This is a genomic window from Undibacterium sp. Ji42W (assembly GCF_049340405.1).
In the GTDB taxonomy this organism is placed as follows: domain Bacteria; phylum Pseudomonadota; class Gammaproteobacteria; order Burkholderiales; family Burkholderiaceae_D; genus Undibacterium.
This window is the reverse complement of sequence record NZ_JBMPOV010000001.1, coordinates 68,258-83,156: the sequence shown is the minus strand read 5'-3', so window position 1 is coordinate 83,156 and position 14,899 is coordinate 68,258. Positions and strand designations below refer to the sequence as shown.

Here is a 14,899-nt window from a genome sequence, read left to right as displayed (position 1 = left end):
TAAGAATATCCTGCTCTTAATGCGACTGGCCATCCGGGATGAATACATAGCCCAGTCCCCACACTGTTTGTATGTAAAGTGGATTGCTGGGGTCCGGTTCTATCAGTTTGCGCAGACGTGAAATTTGCACGTCCAGGCTGCGGTCAAACACTTCATATTCTCGGCCGCGTGCCAGTTCCATGAGTTTTTCCCTGGAGAGCGGTTGACGTGCATGACGGGCAAAGACTTTCAATACTGAAAATTCACCTGTAGTAAGTGAAATATTGTCATCATTCTTTTTCAGCGTACGGGTTCCAAGATCGAGTACAAAATCGCCAAAGGCAAAAGTCTGGGGGCCATCGGAAGGCGCACCCGGTAATTCATCCGGGGCTTTGCGTCTTAGCACAGCATTGATACGGGCAACCAGTTCGCGCGGGCTGAAGGGTTTTGGCAAGTAGTCGTCTGCACCCATTTCGAGGCCAATAATGCGATCAACTTCTTCACCTTTGGCGGTCAGCATGATGATCGGCGTTTTATCGCCAGCACCACGCAGGCGGCGGCAGATGGCCAGACCATCCTCACCGGGAAGCATTAAATCCAGCACCAGCATGTCGTAGCGTTCACGTATCCAGAGTTTGTTCATCGCTTGAGCATTTTCTGCGCTGACGACTTGAAAGCCTTGTTCTGTCAGGTAGCGGCGCAGCAAATCGCGCAAACGCAGGTCATCATCAACCACCAGTATCTTGGCCTTGGGGTTGCTGGAATTAGTGTTTGTGGAGTCTGGGGTAGGGGGCGTAGTGTTCATGGGCTTAATAGTACTGTCATAGAGTGAGCTTGCAAACAAAATTAATATTCTGGATTACAAACTGTTACACACTTTACGGAATGGGACTGCGCAATTCCTGTGGCTATCGTAAACTAAATTCATACAAATTGATGCTGGTAAGTCACAGGCATTTGCACTTAGAATTGCAATCCATTTATATCTTTTTGCTTACCTCATCGGTTTTGCGTGCAAGGCCATTCGTTTTCAAGTTGATGAATATACCGTACAAAAAATTTTCTGTCCTGCTGTTGTCATTGATCGTGACGGCGAGTGCTATGGCAGAAAACAAAGGTAATGGTGGTTCGGCAATGTGGGGGCGATTTAATAACGGCAATGCCCAGCAAAAAAATGATGCAGCGCGCAAAGAAGAAAAACAACACGAGCGGCAACTCAATAAACAAGCTGAAAAAAACAGCTTGCTTGAACGCTGTAATGATGCGCGTCACATAGGTGAACGCGCTTGCGGCAGTGCTGAAGATAACAAAAAGGCGGGCCGTCTCACGCCGGATGAAAAGCGCGCTCTGCGCCGCCAGATCCAGGATGTCGGACACGAACTATATCGTCCGGCCCGCTAAGCTATCCCAAATTCTTCCCCAAAATTCTCGATAAATATCAGCGCCTGTTTTGCTTCATTATTTTTTGTTGCTCGCGCTGCCAGTCTTTTTCTTTTTCAGTATCACGCTTGTCATGTTGCTTTTTACCCTTCGCCAGGCCGATCTGGCATTTGATGCGCCCTTTGGTGAAATGCAGGTTCAGCGGCACCATGGTGTAGCCAGAACGCTCCACTTTGCCTATCAATTTGCTGATTTCTGCCGCATTTAACAATAATTTACGTGTGCGTACAGAGTCAGGATGAATGTGGGTAGAGGCGGTCGGCAGGGCACCAATATGCGCACCGAACAGGAAGATTTCGCCATTCTTGACGATGACATAGGCTTCTTTCAGCTGCGCGCGGCCTGCGCGTATGGCTTTGACTTCCCAGCCTTGCAGGACGATGCCGGCTTCGTATTGTTCCTCGATAAAATAATCGTGGAATGCTTTTTTATTATCAGCGATGCTCATGTAGGATGAAAATTGGTCAAATTAGAGTATGGAAATGCACGAATGCATTTTGGTACTGCTTATGACTCGGTTAAAATGCGAACCTGTGATTCTACCAAATGGTTCTTCTTGATGGCAGTTGTACATAAAACAGTTTTCGTAGCTTACAGCACTGAGCAAATGTTTGCTCTGGTTGATGAAGTGGAAAATTATCCTCAATTTCTGCCATGGTGTGGCGAGGTCAGGGTGGCAGAGCGCACTGATGATGAACTCGTTGCCACGCTTTCCATTAATTATCATGGTTTGAAGCAGCATTTTACGACGCGTAACAGCAATAAACGCCCTTATTCTATTGAAATGAGTCTGGTTGAAGGGCCATTCAAGCAATTGTCGGGTTGCTGGAAATTCACTGAATTGCGTGCAGATGCCTGCAAAATTGAATTTGAACTTAACTATGAATTCTCCAGTAAATTGCTGGAGCATTTGATAGGCCCGGTTTTTTCCAAGATTGCTAATAGTTTTGTCGATTCTTTTTGCGCCCGTGCCGAGGCATTATATGGCTGAGCAAATCAGCATGACTGTTCAAGTCTGTTATGCCGGGCTGGATAAGACTAGCTTGCTGGAGATTCAGGTGCCTCTTGATGCCACCGTTCTGCAAGTAATACAGCAAAGTAGCATTGTACAAATTCATGCTGAGATTGATGTCAATATTTTCAAGCTAGGTGTTTTTGGCAAACTTAAGTCACTTGATAGCCAATTGCACGCAGGGGACAGGATAGAAATCTATCGCCCCCTGGTCGCAGACCCCATGGAAGCTCGCAGGCGCAGGGCTAAAAAACAGGCACTGACCTGATTCTGCTATTTGCAATCAGCCAGGGCTTTTTTTGCTGTATCCAACTCTTGTTGACGCTCAGCATCAGATAAAAAACTACGTTCGCCATTTTTGTCGGTGCGACTCAGACGAGCGCCGGAACTCAAGGACTGCTGATAGTTGCGGGCTCTTTCGCAATTTTTTGCTTTGTCATCGGCCGCCGTTTTTTCTTGTTCGGCCTTCTTGTCTTTTTCAGCTTGTTCGGCACGGCGCTTGTTGAAGTCCTCATTCTTGGTAGCTAGCGTTACAGGTTTTTCCAGCTTGGGCGCAGCTTGACTGGCCGAAGCTGCTTTGTCGTCCACTGCCGGTGCAGCCTTGACACCACCCGGTGCTTTTAGAATTTTATCCTTGGGCACGGATTTTGGAGGCGGCATGTCTGAAAACTGTTTATTGCCTTTGTCATCAATCCAGACATATTGCGCATGGGCGACTGCGCAGAATGCTAGAGACATTAAAAGTGCAGGGCCTAATCGTGATATTCGTAAGATAGACATAATTTGCTTTCAAGAAAAACATGGAATTATGCAAGAGTTTTACACGGAGCAAGACGACTTCGCAAGTTTTCTGTATAATTCGGTTTTGCGCCTATAGGAAATACTATGCGTTTACTCCAAAAAGCACTCACGTTCGATGACGTGCTACTCGTCCCTGCATATTCGAACATACTCCCTAAAGATACTTCTCTTGCGACCAAATTGACTCGCAACATCAATCTGAATATCCCTTTGGTATCAGCTGCGATGGATACAGTCACTGAAGCTCGCCTGGCAATCGCCATGGCTCAAGAAGGTGGTATCGGCATTATCCATAAAAACTTGACAGCAAAAGAGCAAGCCCGTGAAGTTGCCAAGGTCAAACGTTTTGAATCGGGTGTATTGCGTGATCCTATCACCATCCCGCCTAACATGAAAATCCGCGAAGTGATTGCGCTCTCACAGCAACACGGTATCAGCGGCTTTCCAGTGGTCGAAGGCAAGACTGTTGTTGGTATTATCACCAACCGCGATTTGCGTTTCGAGGAGGAATTGGACGCAGAAGCACGCGCCAAGATGACGCCGCGTGAAAAACTCGTCTATGTCAATGAAACGGCAGATCTGGCAGAAGCCAAGCGTCTGATGAACAAGCACCGCTTGGAGCGTGTGCTGGTTGTCAACGAAGCATTTGAGCTGCGCGGCTTGATTACTGTTAAAGATATCCAAAAGTCAACAGAGCATCCTTTTGCATCCAAAGATGACCAAGGAAAATTGCGCGTAGGTGCAGCTGTTGGTGTTGGCCCTGATAATGAAGAGCGCATAGACCTGCTGGCAAAAGCCGGTGTCGATGTCATCGTTGTTGATACTGCCCATGGTCATTCCAAGGGAGTACTGGACCGTGTACGTTGGGTGAAAACCAATTATCCGCATATTGAAGTCATCGGTGGCAATATTGCAACAGCAGCAGCAGCGCTGGCGCTGGTTGAGCATGGCGCGGACGCAGTCAAGGTTGGCATCGGCCCAGGCTCAATTTGCACGACACGTATTGTTGCTGGTGTTGGCGTGCCGCAAATTACTGCGATTGCCAATGTAGCCAATGCGCTCAAAGGCACTGGTGTACCTTGTATTGCTGATGGCGGGGTGCGTTTTTCTGGTGATGTCTCCAAAGCTCTTGCTGCTGGTGCCTCCACAGTCATGATGGGCAGCATGTTTGCCGGTACTGAAGAAGCGCCAGGTGAAGTCATCCTGTTCCAGGGCCGTAGCTATAAATCTTATCGCGGCATGGGTAGTCTGGGTGCAATGGCTGATGGTTCTGCCGACCGTTATTTCCAGGACGCGGCCAATAATGCCGACAAACTGGTGCCAGAGGGTATAGAGGGACGTGTTCCTTATAAAGGCAGTGTGCTTGCCATCCTGTATCAACTGGTGGGCGGTGTACGCTCTTCCATGGGTTATTGTGGTTGCGCGACGATAGACGATCTGCATACCAAATCTGAATTTGTTGAAATCACCTCTGCAGGCATGCGTGAATCACATGTGCATGACGTGCAAATCACCAAAGAAGCGCCAAATTACCGTGCTGACTAATGGTTGAAATGCGCTTGAGAAGCATGATCCGAATTGAGGATGTCTGGAGAGTGGAATGTCAACGAACCTAGATCGTTCCGGCCCATCGACAACGACACCTGTCAGTTCGGGTTTTGAGCGCATGGTGTCGGAAAGGATGGAATTGCGCCTGGGCCGCTTTGAACGACTTGGCATCAAGTTGTTTGGCGTGGCCAACTGCCTGGTCAGTTTCGGCACGCTGGTGCCAAGGTTTGATCATCTGGTGCACTCCATTACCAATATGGAAGCCGAGTTCTGTGACGCCATTGAGCCAGTTGATGAGATACTGGTCATCCCTGACTTGCGCCAGCATGAACACCTGTGTAAACATCCCCTGGTTGCAGGCCCTGCATCCATGCGTTTCTTTGCTTCTCATCCCGTTTTTGATCATGGTAACCAATTAATTGGCAGCGTCATCCTGATCGACTATCAAACTCGTGACCTGAACGATGAAGAGAGACAGTCATTTGCTGATCTTGCTTCCATGGTTGAACGTGAAATGGCTTTCAGTGCCCTGTATCAGTCACAGCTCGAAATCATCAAGCAAAACCGCAATCTCAAGCGAGATTCACTGATCGACCCTTTGCTGGGTACCTGGAACAAATCTGCCATCATCCGTTCATTGAAGCTGGAAATGGAGCGTTGCGCTAAGGCCATGAAACCTTTGGCCTTGCTGATCGCCAGTGTGGATCAGATGGAGCATTTGCGTGCGCTGCATGGCATCGCTATCACCGACATGATACTGGTCAAGACCGTTAGCCGTATTCGCTCTTGCGTGCGCCCATTTGACGCATTGGGGCGCTTTGGCACGGACTTGTTGCTGGTGGTATTGCCGGGTGCATCGCATTTGGTGGTCACAGCAGTAGGTGAGCGCATACGTGCTTCCGTGCTCATGCATCCTGAAAAAATGAATGATGTGAACACCGCGTTGACGATCAGTGCCGGCACAGCATCAACTGACATCTTTCCTGATGCCGAGCCAGAAACTTTAATTAGCCTCGCAGAAAAAGCCCTGCTTTCCGCCAGAAATGCAGGAAATAATTGTGTTGTCCAGGCTACGCCTGCACAACCTGACATGATAATTTGATTTATGCACTCAAAAATTCTTATCCTCGATTTTGGTTCCCAGGTCACGCAGCTGATCGCTCGCCGCGTTCGTGATGCAGGTGTTTTTTCTGAAGTTCATCCTTATGACGTCAGTGATGAGTTCATTAAAAACTATGGCGCAGCCGGTATTATTTTGTCTGGTGGTCCAAACAGCGTGACAGAAGGTGACACCCCTCGCGCACCTATGGCCGTATTTGAAGCAGGTGTCCCTGTGCTGGGTATTTGCTACGGTATGCAAACCATGGCAGAGCAACTTGGTGGCAAGGTTGAAAATGGCCTGGTTCGTGAATTTGGTTATGCCGAAGTTCGTGCCCGTGGCCATACAGACCTGTTCAAGGACATCAATGACTTCGTCACGCCAGAAGGTCATGGCATGCTCAAAGTATGGATGAGCCATGGTGACAAGGTCAATGAAATGCCGCCAGGTTTCAAGCTGATGGCTTCTACCGATAATTGCCCCATCGCTGCCATGGCCGATGAGGAGCGCCGTTTTTATGCCGTGCAATTTCACCCGGAAGTCACGCATACACTGAAGGGTGAAGCTATCCTCAGCCGCTTCGTGCACGAAATCTGCGGCTGCCAGTCTGACTGGAACATGCCTGACTACATCTCCGAGGCTGTTTCTTCCATTCGCGCCCAGGTAGGTGAAGATGAAGTCATTCTTGGTTTGTCCGGGGGTGTCGACAGCAGTGTCGCTGCTGCCTTGATACACCGCGCCATAGGCGATAAACTGACTTGCGTATTCGTCGATCACGGCCTGTTGCGTCTTGACGAAGGCAAGATGGTTATGGAAATGTTTGCCAATAACCTTGGTGTCAAAGTCATTCATGTTGATGCGACCGCCCAATTCATGGGGCACCTGGCGGGCGTGTCTGATCCCGAAGCCAAACGCAAAATTATTGGCCGCGAATTTGTCGAAGTCTTCCAGGTTGAATCCGGCAAACTGTCTAATGCCAAATGGCTGGCGCAAGGCACGATCTACCCAGACGTCATCGAAAGTGCAGGCAAAGGTAAAAAAGGCTCGCATACCATCAAGAGCCATCACAATGTGGGCGGCTTGCCTGATACTCTGAACCTGAAATTGCTTGAGCCATTGCGTGAACTGTTCAAGGATGAAGTGCGCAAACTGGGCGTAGCCTTGGGTCTGCCGCACAGTATGGTCTACCGCCATCCATTCCCTGGCCCAGGCCTGGGTGTGCGCATACTCGGCGAAGTGAAAAAAGAATTCGCCGATTTGCTGCGCCGTGCCGATGCCATCTTCATCGAAGAATTGCGCAACACCCTGGTTGATCCAGCCGCAGAAAAACCGCAAAGCTGGTACGATGCAACGAGTCAGGCTTTTGCCGTATTCTTGCCAGTCAAATCCGTCGGTGTTATGGGTGATGGCCGCACTTACGAATATGTGGTCGCATTACGTGCCGTACAAACCCAGGACTTCATGACTGCCCATTGGGCACACCTGCCGCATGAGTTATTGGGCAAAGTATCCAACCGCATCATCAATGAAGTGCGTGGTATCAATCGCGTAGTCTATGACATTTCGGGCAAGCCGCCTGCGACGATAGAATGGGAATGATTTCAGGTCTGGCAACATCAGGCAACTAGAAGCACGAAACACCCCGGAAGCCCGCGTCATTGCGGGCTTTTTTGCATTTTTGATCAACGCCACCTGGAGTAAGATTAATTTTACTGATCGCGTTTGGACCATAGCTAAAGAGCGCATGAAAAGACGCAGTCCGCACCTGGTCTTTCTGTCTAACCAGATAATGGATATTCTTGTCACTCTCAAAACATTCTCTGGTGGTTCAAGTTATGTTCTTCCGTCTCGCTATGATTTTGACGCCACGATGAGTCAGGCCACGCTTAACCATGTGTTGTGGTTGAGCTATAAGCTGGCGCAGAAGGATGGCAAAGATTTACAAATTTGGCCCGCAACAAAGCTGGGTACCGTGAACAGCACACGGCTATGTTGCAGGATTGGGCAGATATGATTGACGGGTAGACAAAGAAGTGAATTAGGTGTATTGCATTATTTGCATTGGTCAACTACTTTGAATTTCATAGCAAAGTTTGCAGGTAAAAACATTGAAATAGGAATTGCTCATATGGAATTTGTTGATATCTCCCCTTCACTTACCAGCACTGGAATGTTTGCTGGTGTGCTTTGGTTGTGCAAAGACGTTATTTCTACGCGACTTAAAAAAGTCTAGAGCATGAAATTAACAAGAGGATTGAAACTGTTTGCTCTCAAATTCGGGATGGTGAGGAGCGGCTTAAGGCTGAGATTCATATAAAAGAAGTCGAAATTGCAGCGTTGAGAAGTGGTGCATTGTCAGCATTGGCAAGTCGACAGATTGCACTAGACAAGAACCGAATCCAAACTGTTGATCAACTTTGGGAATCGGTTATTCTTGTAAAAAAGCGATGAAACTGCTGCCTATATAAGTACTCCAAGTAAATGGGAGTCTTTGCGGGTCGATTTTAATAATTGGACCGACGGCTTATGTGAGGAGGAGAAAAGAGATTACTTGCCCGGGTGGGTGGATACTTGCTTGGTAATTAGTGAAATACCAAGAACTGGTAATTACTTATTGATGGCAACTACTGGTGCTGAGACTGAACGTATCTTTGAATTTGAGCATGATGGATTTGAATTTATCGAACAGGCACAAGATATTGAAGCATATGTCGATAAAATGCTTGGGTCCGCGTTATCGAGGGTGATGATAGAAGTCAGTGGTGGATCAAGGAGTTGGTGACAATGGCGGTTATATTGTGACCACAGAAAAATAGAGTATTTAAAAAAGTACTTGTCAGAGATGGTTGGGATGAATAAAGCTGTCATGTGAGCTTCATGTCTTGTTGTTTAATTAATTTTCCGATAGTTGCAATCAATTTTTGACTCAGAAGAGTAATGGTCTTGATCAAAGCAGCTAATTCTGATCGCGGCGTCATGATATTATGTGCGCCTTTTGTGTTTTAAAAACACGACAAAATTCATATACTGTCTTTATCCGCAGTAGACATTGGCGACATACTAAATCCGGGTAGCCTCGCTTTGGCAAACCGTAATTCGCTGTTAAATAACCAAGTGGGAACAAGACGTGACTTATAGCGTCAAAGAAATTTTTTATACTCTTCAAGGCGAAGGCAATCATGCTGGGCGTCCGGCGGTGTTTTGCCGCTTTTCTGGATGCAACCTGTGGTCAGGGCGCGAAGAGGACAGGGCGACAGCGGTTTGCCAATTTTGCGATACCGATTTTGTCGGTACAAATGGCGAGGGCGGCGGTAAGTTCAAGCAGGCTCAAGCGCTGGCTGCAACGATTAACGCTTTGTGGCCCGAGACCTATACTGCAAGCAAGTACGTAGTGTTTACCGGTGGCGAGCCCCTTTTGCAGCTGGATGCGGAACTGGTTGATGCCATGCACGCAGTTGGTTTTGAGATCGCCATAGAAACCAATGGCACTTTGCCTGTGCCTCAAGGCGTGGACTGGATTTGTGTCAGCCCGAAAATGGGTTCGGAGCTGGTCGTGCGCAAGGGTAGTGAGCTCAAAGTGGTGATCCCGCAATTTGGTCAGGACATGGCGGCATATGCAAATCTTGATTTTGAACATTACTTTGTACAAGCCATGGATGGCCCTTTAAGAGACGATAATTTGCGTCTTGCGATTGAATACTGCAAACAGCATCCGCAATGGAAGCTGAGTTTGCAAACCCATAAACTATTACAGATCCCTTAAGTTTCCATGTTAACGATTACCAGAAAGTTGGAATTCGATGCAGGTCATCGCATTCCCGATCACGGCAGCCAGTGTCGCAATTTGCACGGGCACCGCTACACTTTGCAGATTACCCTGACCGGCGATGTCGTCCAGAAGGATGGCGAGTCGGATAACGGCATGATCATGGATTTTGGTGATATCAAGGCGCTGGCCAATGAGCATCTGGTGAATCTGTGGGACCATTCCTTCATCGTCTATGAGAGGGATTACATCATCAAGAACTTCCTGGAGAAGCTGCCAGGACACAAGACGGTGATTATTGATCGTGTGCCGACAGTAGAAAACCTGGCGAAGATCGCTTTTGATATCTTGAAGGTGGTTTATCACGGCAGATTTGGTCGCACCCTGGAATTGACCAAGGTCACTCTCTACGAAACACCAAATTGCTGGGCTGAGATAGACGGATAATGGCTGACGAGCAAAATCTGCCACCGCAAAGTGAGCAGAGCCAGCACGACATCCAGTTCATGCAGGCTGCCTACCAGCAAGCCCTGCTGGCCAGAAATGAGGGTGAAGTGCCGGTTGGTGCCGTTGTTGTCAAGGATGGCGTGATCATCGCCACTGGCTACAATCGCCCCATAGGCAAACATGACCCCACCGCCCATGCAGAAATCATGGCCCTGCGCGCAGCGGCTAAGTTTTTAGGCAATTATCGCCTGCCTGGATGCGAACTCTACGTTACCCTTGAACCTTGTATGATGTGTGCCGGAGCAATGATGCACGCTCGTTTGGCGCGCGTCATCTACGCTGCCAGCGACCCCAAGACCGGAGTTGCCGGTTCTTTGCTGAATGTATTTGAGCATGGGCAATTGAATCACCATACACAAGTCACGGGCGGGGTATTGGCAGATGAATGCAGTAGCATGCTCAAGGATTTTTTTGCCTACCGACGTGCTGCCGTGGCACAAAAGAAGCTGGCTGCGAATGCTGATGCCAGCATATCTCCTCCACTAGATTGAAACATACTATGCCTGAACAAAGCACGCAAACCGGAGTCGCGATTGTCGCCCCTAGTGGAGCACCATTGGATGACAGTCTGATTGAGCGGGGTCTGCAGTGTTTGGCAGAGCAAGGTTTTAAGGTGCACAGCTATTATAAGGCTGATGCCAAATTCCAGCGCTTTGGTGCAAGCGATGCCGACCGTGCCAGACAGCTTCATGAGGCAGCACGAAATCCTGATGTCGAGATAGTCATGGCACTGCGCGGCAGCTATGGCATGTCGAGGCTGATGCCTTTGCTTGATTTTGATTTACTGGCAAATAGTAAAAAATGTTTTGTCGGCTACAGTGATTTTACACTGGTGCATCTGGCAATGCTGGCGCGTGGCCGTACCAGTATTGCCGGCCCCATGCTGTGTGATGATTACATACGTGAGCAGCCTGTTGAATATACGCTGCAGCAGTTCAAGGCATGCGTCAGCAACACCACGCACAAAGTTGAATTTGAAACTGACTCAAGTCAGGAATTAAAGGTGCAGGGCAAACTTTGGGGCGGCAATCTGGCCATGCTGACGCATGCAATAGGCACGCCTTATTGGACAGAAGTGAAAGATGGCATATTGTTCCTTGAAGATATAGGCGAACACCCGTACCGTATAGAGCGCATGTTGTTACAACTGCATTTTGCCGGTGTGTTGAGTAAACAAAAAGCCATCGTACTTGGGAATTTTTCTGCATACAAACTGGCAGTGCATGATAACGGTTATGACTTAAATGCCATGCTTGCGTATATACGTAGTCTGATCGATGTGCCGGTCATTACTGGTTTGCCATTTGGCCATATCCCGACCCGTGCCAGCCTCGTAGTTGGCAGCCAGGCACAATTAGATGTGGTGGCGGGACGGGCGAGTTTGGCAATGAGCTACTCCTTATAGTCGCCAGATTTAAAAAAACCCACCCGTCAATTTGACGGGTGGGTTTTTTCTTTATTGTTTCTTTCTGCTTAATAATTAATCAGCAGCATAGATATCATTATCTTTGGTCTCTTTGACAAAGAAGAAGCCAATCACTGCAGTGACGCTTGCAATGATAATTGGATACCACAGGCCATAATAAATATCACCTTTTGATGCCACCATGGCCACCGCAAAGAATGGCAGCAGGCCGCCGAACCAGCCGTTGCCGATATGGTAAGGCAGTGACATTGAGGTGTAACGGATGCGTGTCGGGAACATTTCCACCAGCATGGCGGCGATTGGTCCATACACCATCGTTACATAGATGACCAGGACGGTCAGTAATAACACGACCATCACGTAGTTGATTTGATCGCTGTCAGCTTTCTCGGGATAACCAGCAGCTTTAATGGCTGCAGCCAATTCTTTAGACAAGGCCTTGTCTTTTGCAGTTGCATCTGCTGGTGGCATGCCCTTGGATATAAAGGACTCAATGACAGTATCACCAACCTTGACAGATGCAACCGTGCCAGCAGGTGCTTCTACATTCGTATAGTTGACCGATGAAGCTGCCAATTTTGCTTTGATGATATCGCAGGAAGATGTGAACTTTTTGGTGCCAGTAGGATTGAACTGGAATTGGCAATCAGCAGGGTCTGCTGTGACAACAACCGGTGCATTTTTAAGTGCTTTTTCCAATGTGGGATTGGCAAAATGAGTAATCGCGCCAAAAAGTGGAAAGTAAGTAGCCGCCGCAATAACACAGCCAGCCAATATGATGGGCTTTCTGCCAATCTTGTCAGAGAGTGTTCCAAACACGATGAAGAACGGCGTGCCAATCAACAGCGCTGCGCCAACCATCATGTTGGCCAGAGGACCATCAACTTTCAATACTTTTTCCAGGAAAATCAGGGCGTAAAATTGACCGGTGTACCAGACCACAGCTTGTCCTGCTGTCAGGCCCAGCAAAGCCAGAATGACGATCTTCAGATTTTTCCATTGACCAAATGACTCTGTCAAAGGAGCTTTTGATGTTTTGCCTTCTGCTTTCATTTTGGCAAAGGCAGGTGATTCATTCATGGACAAGCGTATCCATACCGAAATCGCCAACAAGAAGACGGACACGAGGAAAGGAAAGCGCCATCCGAACGAGGCAAAGTCTGCCTCACCCATCATTTTACGTATACCCAGGATCACTACTAAGGACAGGAACAAGCCCAAGGTAGCAGTTGTCTGTATCCATGCAGTATAGGCACCACGTTTGCCATGGGGGGCATGTTCAGCAACATAGGTGGCAGCGCCGCCGTATTCGCCACCCAGAGCCAAACCTTGCAGGACTCGTAGCAATACCAGGATGATAGGTGCAGCAACGCCAATTGTTTCAAAATTTGGTAGCAAGCCTACGCAAAATGTAGAACCACCCATGATCAGGATAGTCACCAGGAAGGTGTACTTGCGACCTATCATATCGCCCAGGCGACCAAACACCAGAGCGCCGAAAGGGCGAACGATAAATCCAGCTGCAAAAGCGAGCAGGGCAAGAATAAAGCCAGTGTTTGGGTCTGTACCCTTAAAGAATTGCTGTCCTATGATGGATGCAAGTGCTCCGTATAGATAAAAATCGTACCATTCAAAGACGGTTCCCAGTGAAGAAGCAAAAATAACCTTGCGTTCTTCAGCTGTCATGCCGCCTGACGTTGCGATAGGTGCTGTCGCCATGCTTGTCTCCTGTTTTTTAAGTATATTTAAGTTTGCTAAAAAAATGGTCAAAAACGCACAATCACATTTCCGACATAATTTTTATTGCAAGCAAAGTGTGCAAGCCGAAACTTACGGCTTGCTTGCTCGAAACTTACAGAAACTTACAAAAGAGCTATCCTGAATATGTAAAGAAGAGCAATATTAGAGAGTGGAATGAGATGAAATTAATTTGCGAACGGTCGTACTAAAATGTGATATTCTCTTTTTTGAGCTTGATCTATAGGCTTTTAATTCAAGCAATTCGATTCAAGAAAAACAGGGCTATGGAAGTTTGTTCCTGCATGTTGGTTTGCAAAGGGCAAATTACTACTTATGATGGTTATCAGCAGTTCCAGCCTGTACACATACTTATATTAATCAGGAGATCTACATGTCTGACGCAGTTATCGTATCCACCGCCCGCACTGGCCTTGCAAAATCCTGGAAGGGCGCTTTCAATATGACGCATGGTGCCACCATGGGGGGGCATGTGCTCAACGCTGCCATTACGCGCGCAAAGATTGAAGCGGGTGAGGTGGAAGATGTCATCATGGGTTGCGCCACACCTGAAGGTGCTACTGGCAGCAATATAGCGCGTCAGATCGCTTTGCGCGGAGGTTGTCCGGTAACTACCGCTGGCATGACAGTCAATCGTTTTTGCTCTTCCGGCTTGCAGACTATCGCCATGGCAGCGCAAAGGATTATTGCCGGTGAAGGTGATGTCTATGCGGCAGGCGGTGTCGAATCGATTTCTTGCGTACAAAACGAAGCCAATAGTCACATGATCGTCGAAACCTGGCTCAAGCAACACAAGCCAGAAGTGTACTGGCCTATGCTGCAAACAGCTGAAACCGTCGCCAAGCGCTATGGTATCCCACGCGAACGTCAGGATGAATACGGTGTGCAAAGTCAGTTGCGCGCAGCCGCAGCGCAGGCTGCTGGTTTGTTTGATGCTGAGATTGTACCAATGACGACAGTCATGGGTGTCGCCGATAAAACGACTGGCATGCTGATTACCAAAGAAGTCACCATTTCTGCTGATGAAGGCATACGTGCAGATACCACGCTTGAAGGTGTTTCCAAAATCCGTACAGCCGTACCAGGTGGTGTCATTACTGCAGGTAACGCCAGCCAGTTCTCCGATGGTGCATCTGTCGCCATCCTGATGAGCAGCAAACTGGCTGAAGCCAAGGGTTTGCAACCATTGGGTATTTTCCGTGGTTTTGCAGTTGCTGGTTGCGAACCTGATGAAATGGGCATAGGCCCAGTCTTTGCCATTCCAAAATTACTGAAAAAAGCTGGCCTTAAAGTTGAGGACATCGGTTTGTGGGAATTGAATGAGGCATTTGCTGTACAGGTTTTGTATTGCGCAGACAAACTCGGCATCCCTATGGATAAATTGAACGTCAATGGCGGTGCGATTGCTGTAGGTCATCCTTACGGTGTCTCAGGCGCACGCTTGACTGGCCATGCGTTGATAGAAGGTAAACGCCGTGGTGCTAAATATGTAGTTGTCACCATGTGTATTGGTGGTGGACAAGGCGCTGCAGGCTTGTTTGAAGTAGTCTAAGCTGGATGCAT

At 48.2% G+C, this 14,899-nt stretch carries 16 protein-coding genes and 1 pseudogene; 13 read left to right on the top strand and 4 right to left on the bottom strand.

Features of this window, described 5'->3' with window-relative positions; translation table 11 throughout:
- Window positions 1-16: 16 nt before the first annotated feature.
- Complete coding sequence (gene ompR / locus ACO0LG_RS00395) at window positions 17-784, bottom strand: two-component system response regulator OmpR (RefSeq protein ID WP_423022247.1); 768 nt, start codon at window positions 782-784, stop codon at window positions 17-19.
- Window positions 785-864: 80 nt separating this feature from the next.
- On the opposite strand from ompR, the gene ACO0LG_RS00390 reads away from it, so the two are divergent.
- Window positions 865-1,380: a hypothetical protein gene (locus tag ACO0LG_RS00390; protein ID WP_423022245.1), complete on the top strand. Its 516-nt coding sequence runs from the start codon at window positions 865-867 to the stop codon at window positions 1,378-1,380.
- Window positions 1,381-1,417: 37 nt separating this feature from the next.
- Here ACO0LG_RS00390 and smpB read toward each other — a convergent pair whose 3' ends face one another.
- Window positions 1,418-1,867, bottom strand: coding sequence for an SsrA-binding protein SmpB (gene smpB / locus ACO0LG_RS00385; RefSeq protein ID WP_110253677.1), 450 nt, complete (start codon window positions 1,865-1,867; stop codon window positions 1,418-1,420).
- 111 nt (window positions 1,868-1,978) lie between these two features.
- On the opposite strand from smpB, the gene ACO0LG_RS00380 reads away from it, so the two are divergent.
- Window positions 1,979-2,410 carry a type II toxin-antitoxin system RatA family toxin gene (locus tag ACO0LG_RS00380; protein WP_423022242.1) on the top strand — a complete coding sequence of 144 codons (432 nt, stop codon included), beginning with the start codon at window positions 1,979-1,981 and terminating at the stop codon, window positions 2,408-2,410.
- A 10-nt stretch (window positions 2,411-2,420) separates the two neighbouring features.
- Entirely contained in the window at window positions 2,421-2,699 is a 279-nt protein-coding gene (locus tag ACO0LG_RS00375; RefSeq protein ID WP_423022240.1) for an RnfH family protein, read from the top strand.
- 5 nt (window positions 2,700-2,704) lie between these two features.
- On the opposite strand, the gene ACO0LG_RS00370 is transcribed toward ACO0LG_RS00375, so the two are convergent.
- Window positions 2,705-3,169, bottom strand: coding sequence for a DUF4124 domain-containing protein (locus ACO0LG_RS00370; protein ID WP_423022238.1), 465 nt, complete (start codon window positions 3,167-3,169; stop codon window positions 2,705-2,707).
- A 147-nt stretch (window positions 3,170-3,316) separates the two neighbouring features.
- Here ACO0LG_RS00370 and guaB point away from each other — a divergent pair, with 147 nt between their 5' ends.
- The 9 genes and pseudogenes from guaB to ACO0LG_RS00325 all read left to right on the top strand — a co-directional run bounded on the left by guaB (window position 3,317) and on the right by ACO0LG_RS00325 (window position 11,557).
- Window positions 3,317-4,777: an IMP dehydrogenase gene (gene guaB / locus ACO0LG_RS00365; RefSeq protein ID WP_423022236.1), complete on the top strand. Its 1,461-nt coding sequence runs from the start codon at window positions 3,317-3,319 to the stop codon at window positions 4,775-4,777.
- Between the two features lie 55 nt (window positions 4,778-4,832).
- Window positions 4,833-5,882, top strand: a complete 1,050-nt coding sequence (locus tag ACO0LG_RS00360; RefSeq protein ID WP_423022234.1) for a GGDEF domain-containing protein — start codon at window positions 4,833-4,835, stop codon at window positions 5,880-5,882.
- 3 nt (window positions 5,883-5,885) lie between these two features.
- Window positions 5,886-7,478, top strand: a complete 1,593-nt coding sequence (gene guaA, locus ACO0LG_RS00355; protein WP_423022232.1) for a glutamine-hydrolyzing GMP synthase — start codon at window positions 5,886-5,888, stop codon at window positions 7,476-7,478.
- A gap of 79 nt (window positions 7,479-7,557) precedes the next feature.
- Window positions 7,558-7,904 (top strand): annotated as a pseudogene (locus ACO0LG_RS00350) (tyrosine-type recombinase/integrase); the annotation flags it as partial.
- Window positions 7,905-8,454: 550 nt separating this feature from the next.
- On the top strand, window positions 8,455-8,661 hold the full coding sequence (locus ACO0LG_RS00345) for a hypothetical protein (RefSeq protein ID WP_423022230.1): 207 nt from the start codon (window positions 8,455-8,457) through the stop codon (window positions 8,659-8,661).
- Window positions 8,662-9,006: 345 nt separating this feature from the next.
- Window positions 9,007-9,642 carry a 7-carboxy-7-deazaguanine synthase gene (gene queE / locus ACO0LG_RS00340; RefSeq protein ID WP_423022228.1) on the top strand — a complete coding sequence of 212 codons (636 nt, stop codon included), beginning with the start codon at window positions 9,007-9,009 and terminating at the stop codon, window positions 9,640-9,642.
- Between the two features lie 6 nt (window positions 9,643-9,648).
- Window positions 9,649-10,092: a 6-carboxytetrahydropterin synthase QueD gene (queD, locus tag ACO0LG_RS00335; RefSeq protein ID WP_423022226.1), complete on the top strand. Its 444-nt coding sequence runs from the start codon at window positions 9,649-9,651 to the stop codon at window positions 10,090-10,092.
- On the top strand, window positions 10,092-10,643 hold the full coding sequence (gene tadA / locus ACO0LG_RS00330) for a tRNA adenosine(34) deaminase TadA (RefSeq protein WP_423022224.1): 552 nt from the start codon (window positions 10,092-10,094) through the stop codon (window positions 10,641-10,643). The genes queD and tadA overlap by 1 nt, the downstream gene beginning before the upstream one ends.
- A gap of 8 nt (window positions 10,644-10,651) precedes the next feature.
- On the top strand, window positions 10,652-11,557 hold the full coding sequence (locus ACO0LG_RS00325; protein ID WP_423022222.1) for an LD-carboxypeptidase: 906 nt from the start codon (window positions 10,652-10,654) through the stop codon (window positions 11,555-11,557).
- Between the two features lie 75 nt (window positions 11,558-11,632).
- On the opposite strand, the gene ACO0LG_RS00320 is transcribed toward ACO0LG_RS00325, so the two are convergent.
- On the bottom strand, window positions 11,633-13,297 hold the full coding sequence (locus tag ACO0LG_RS00320; RefSeq protein WP_423022220.1) for an MFS transporter: 1,665 nt from the start codon (window positions 13,295-13,297) through the stop codon (window positions 11,633-11,635).
- A gap of 412 nt (window positions 13,298-13,709) precedes the next feature.
- Here ACO0LG_RS00320 and ACO0LG_RS00315 point away from each other — a divergent pair, with 412 nt between their 5' ends.
- A complete protein-coding gene (locus tag ACO0LG_RS00315) occupies window positions 13,710-14,888 on the top strand; it encodes an acetyl-CoA C-acyltransferase (RefSeq protein ID WP_423022218.1) in 1,179 nt (392 codons plus the stop codon).
- The last annotated feature ends 11 nt before the right edge of the window (window positions 14,889-14,899 follow it).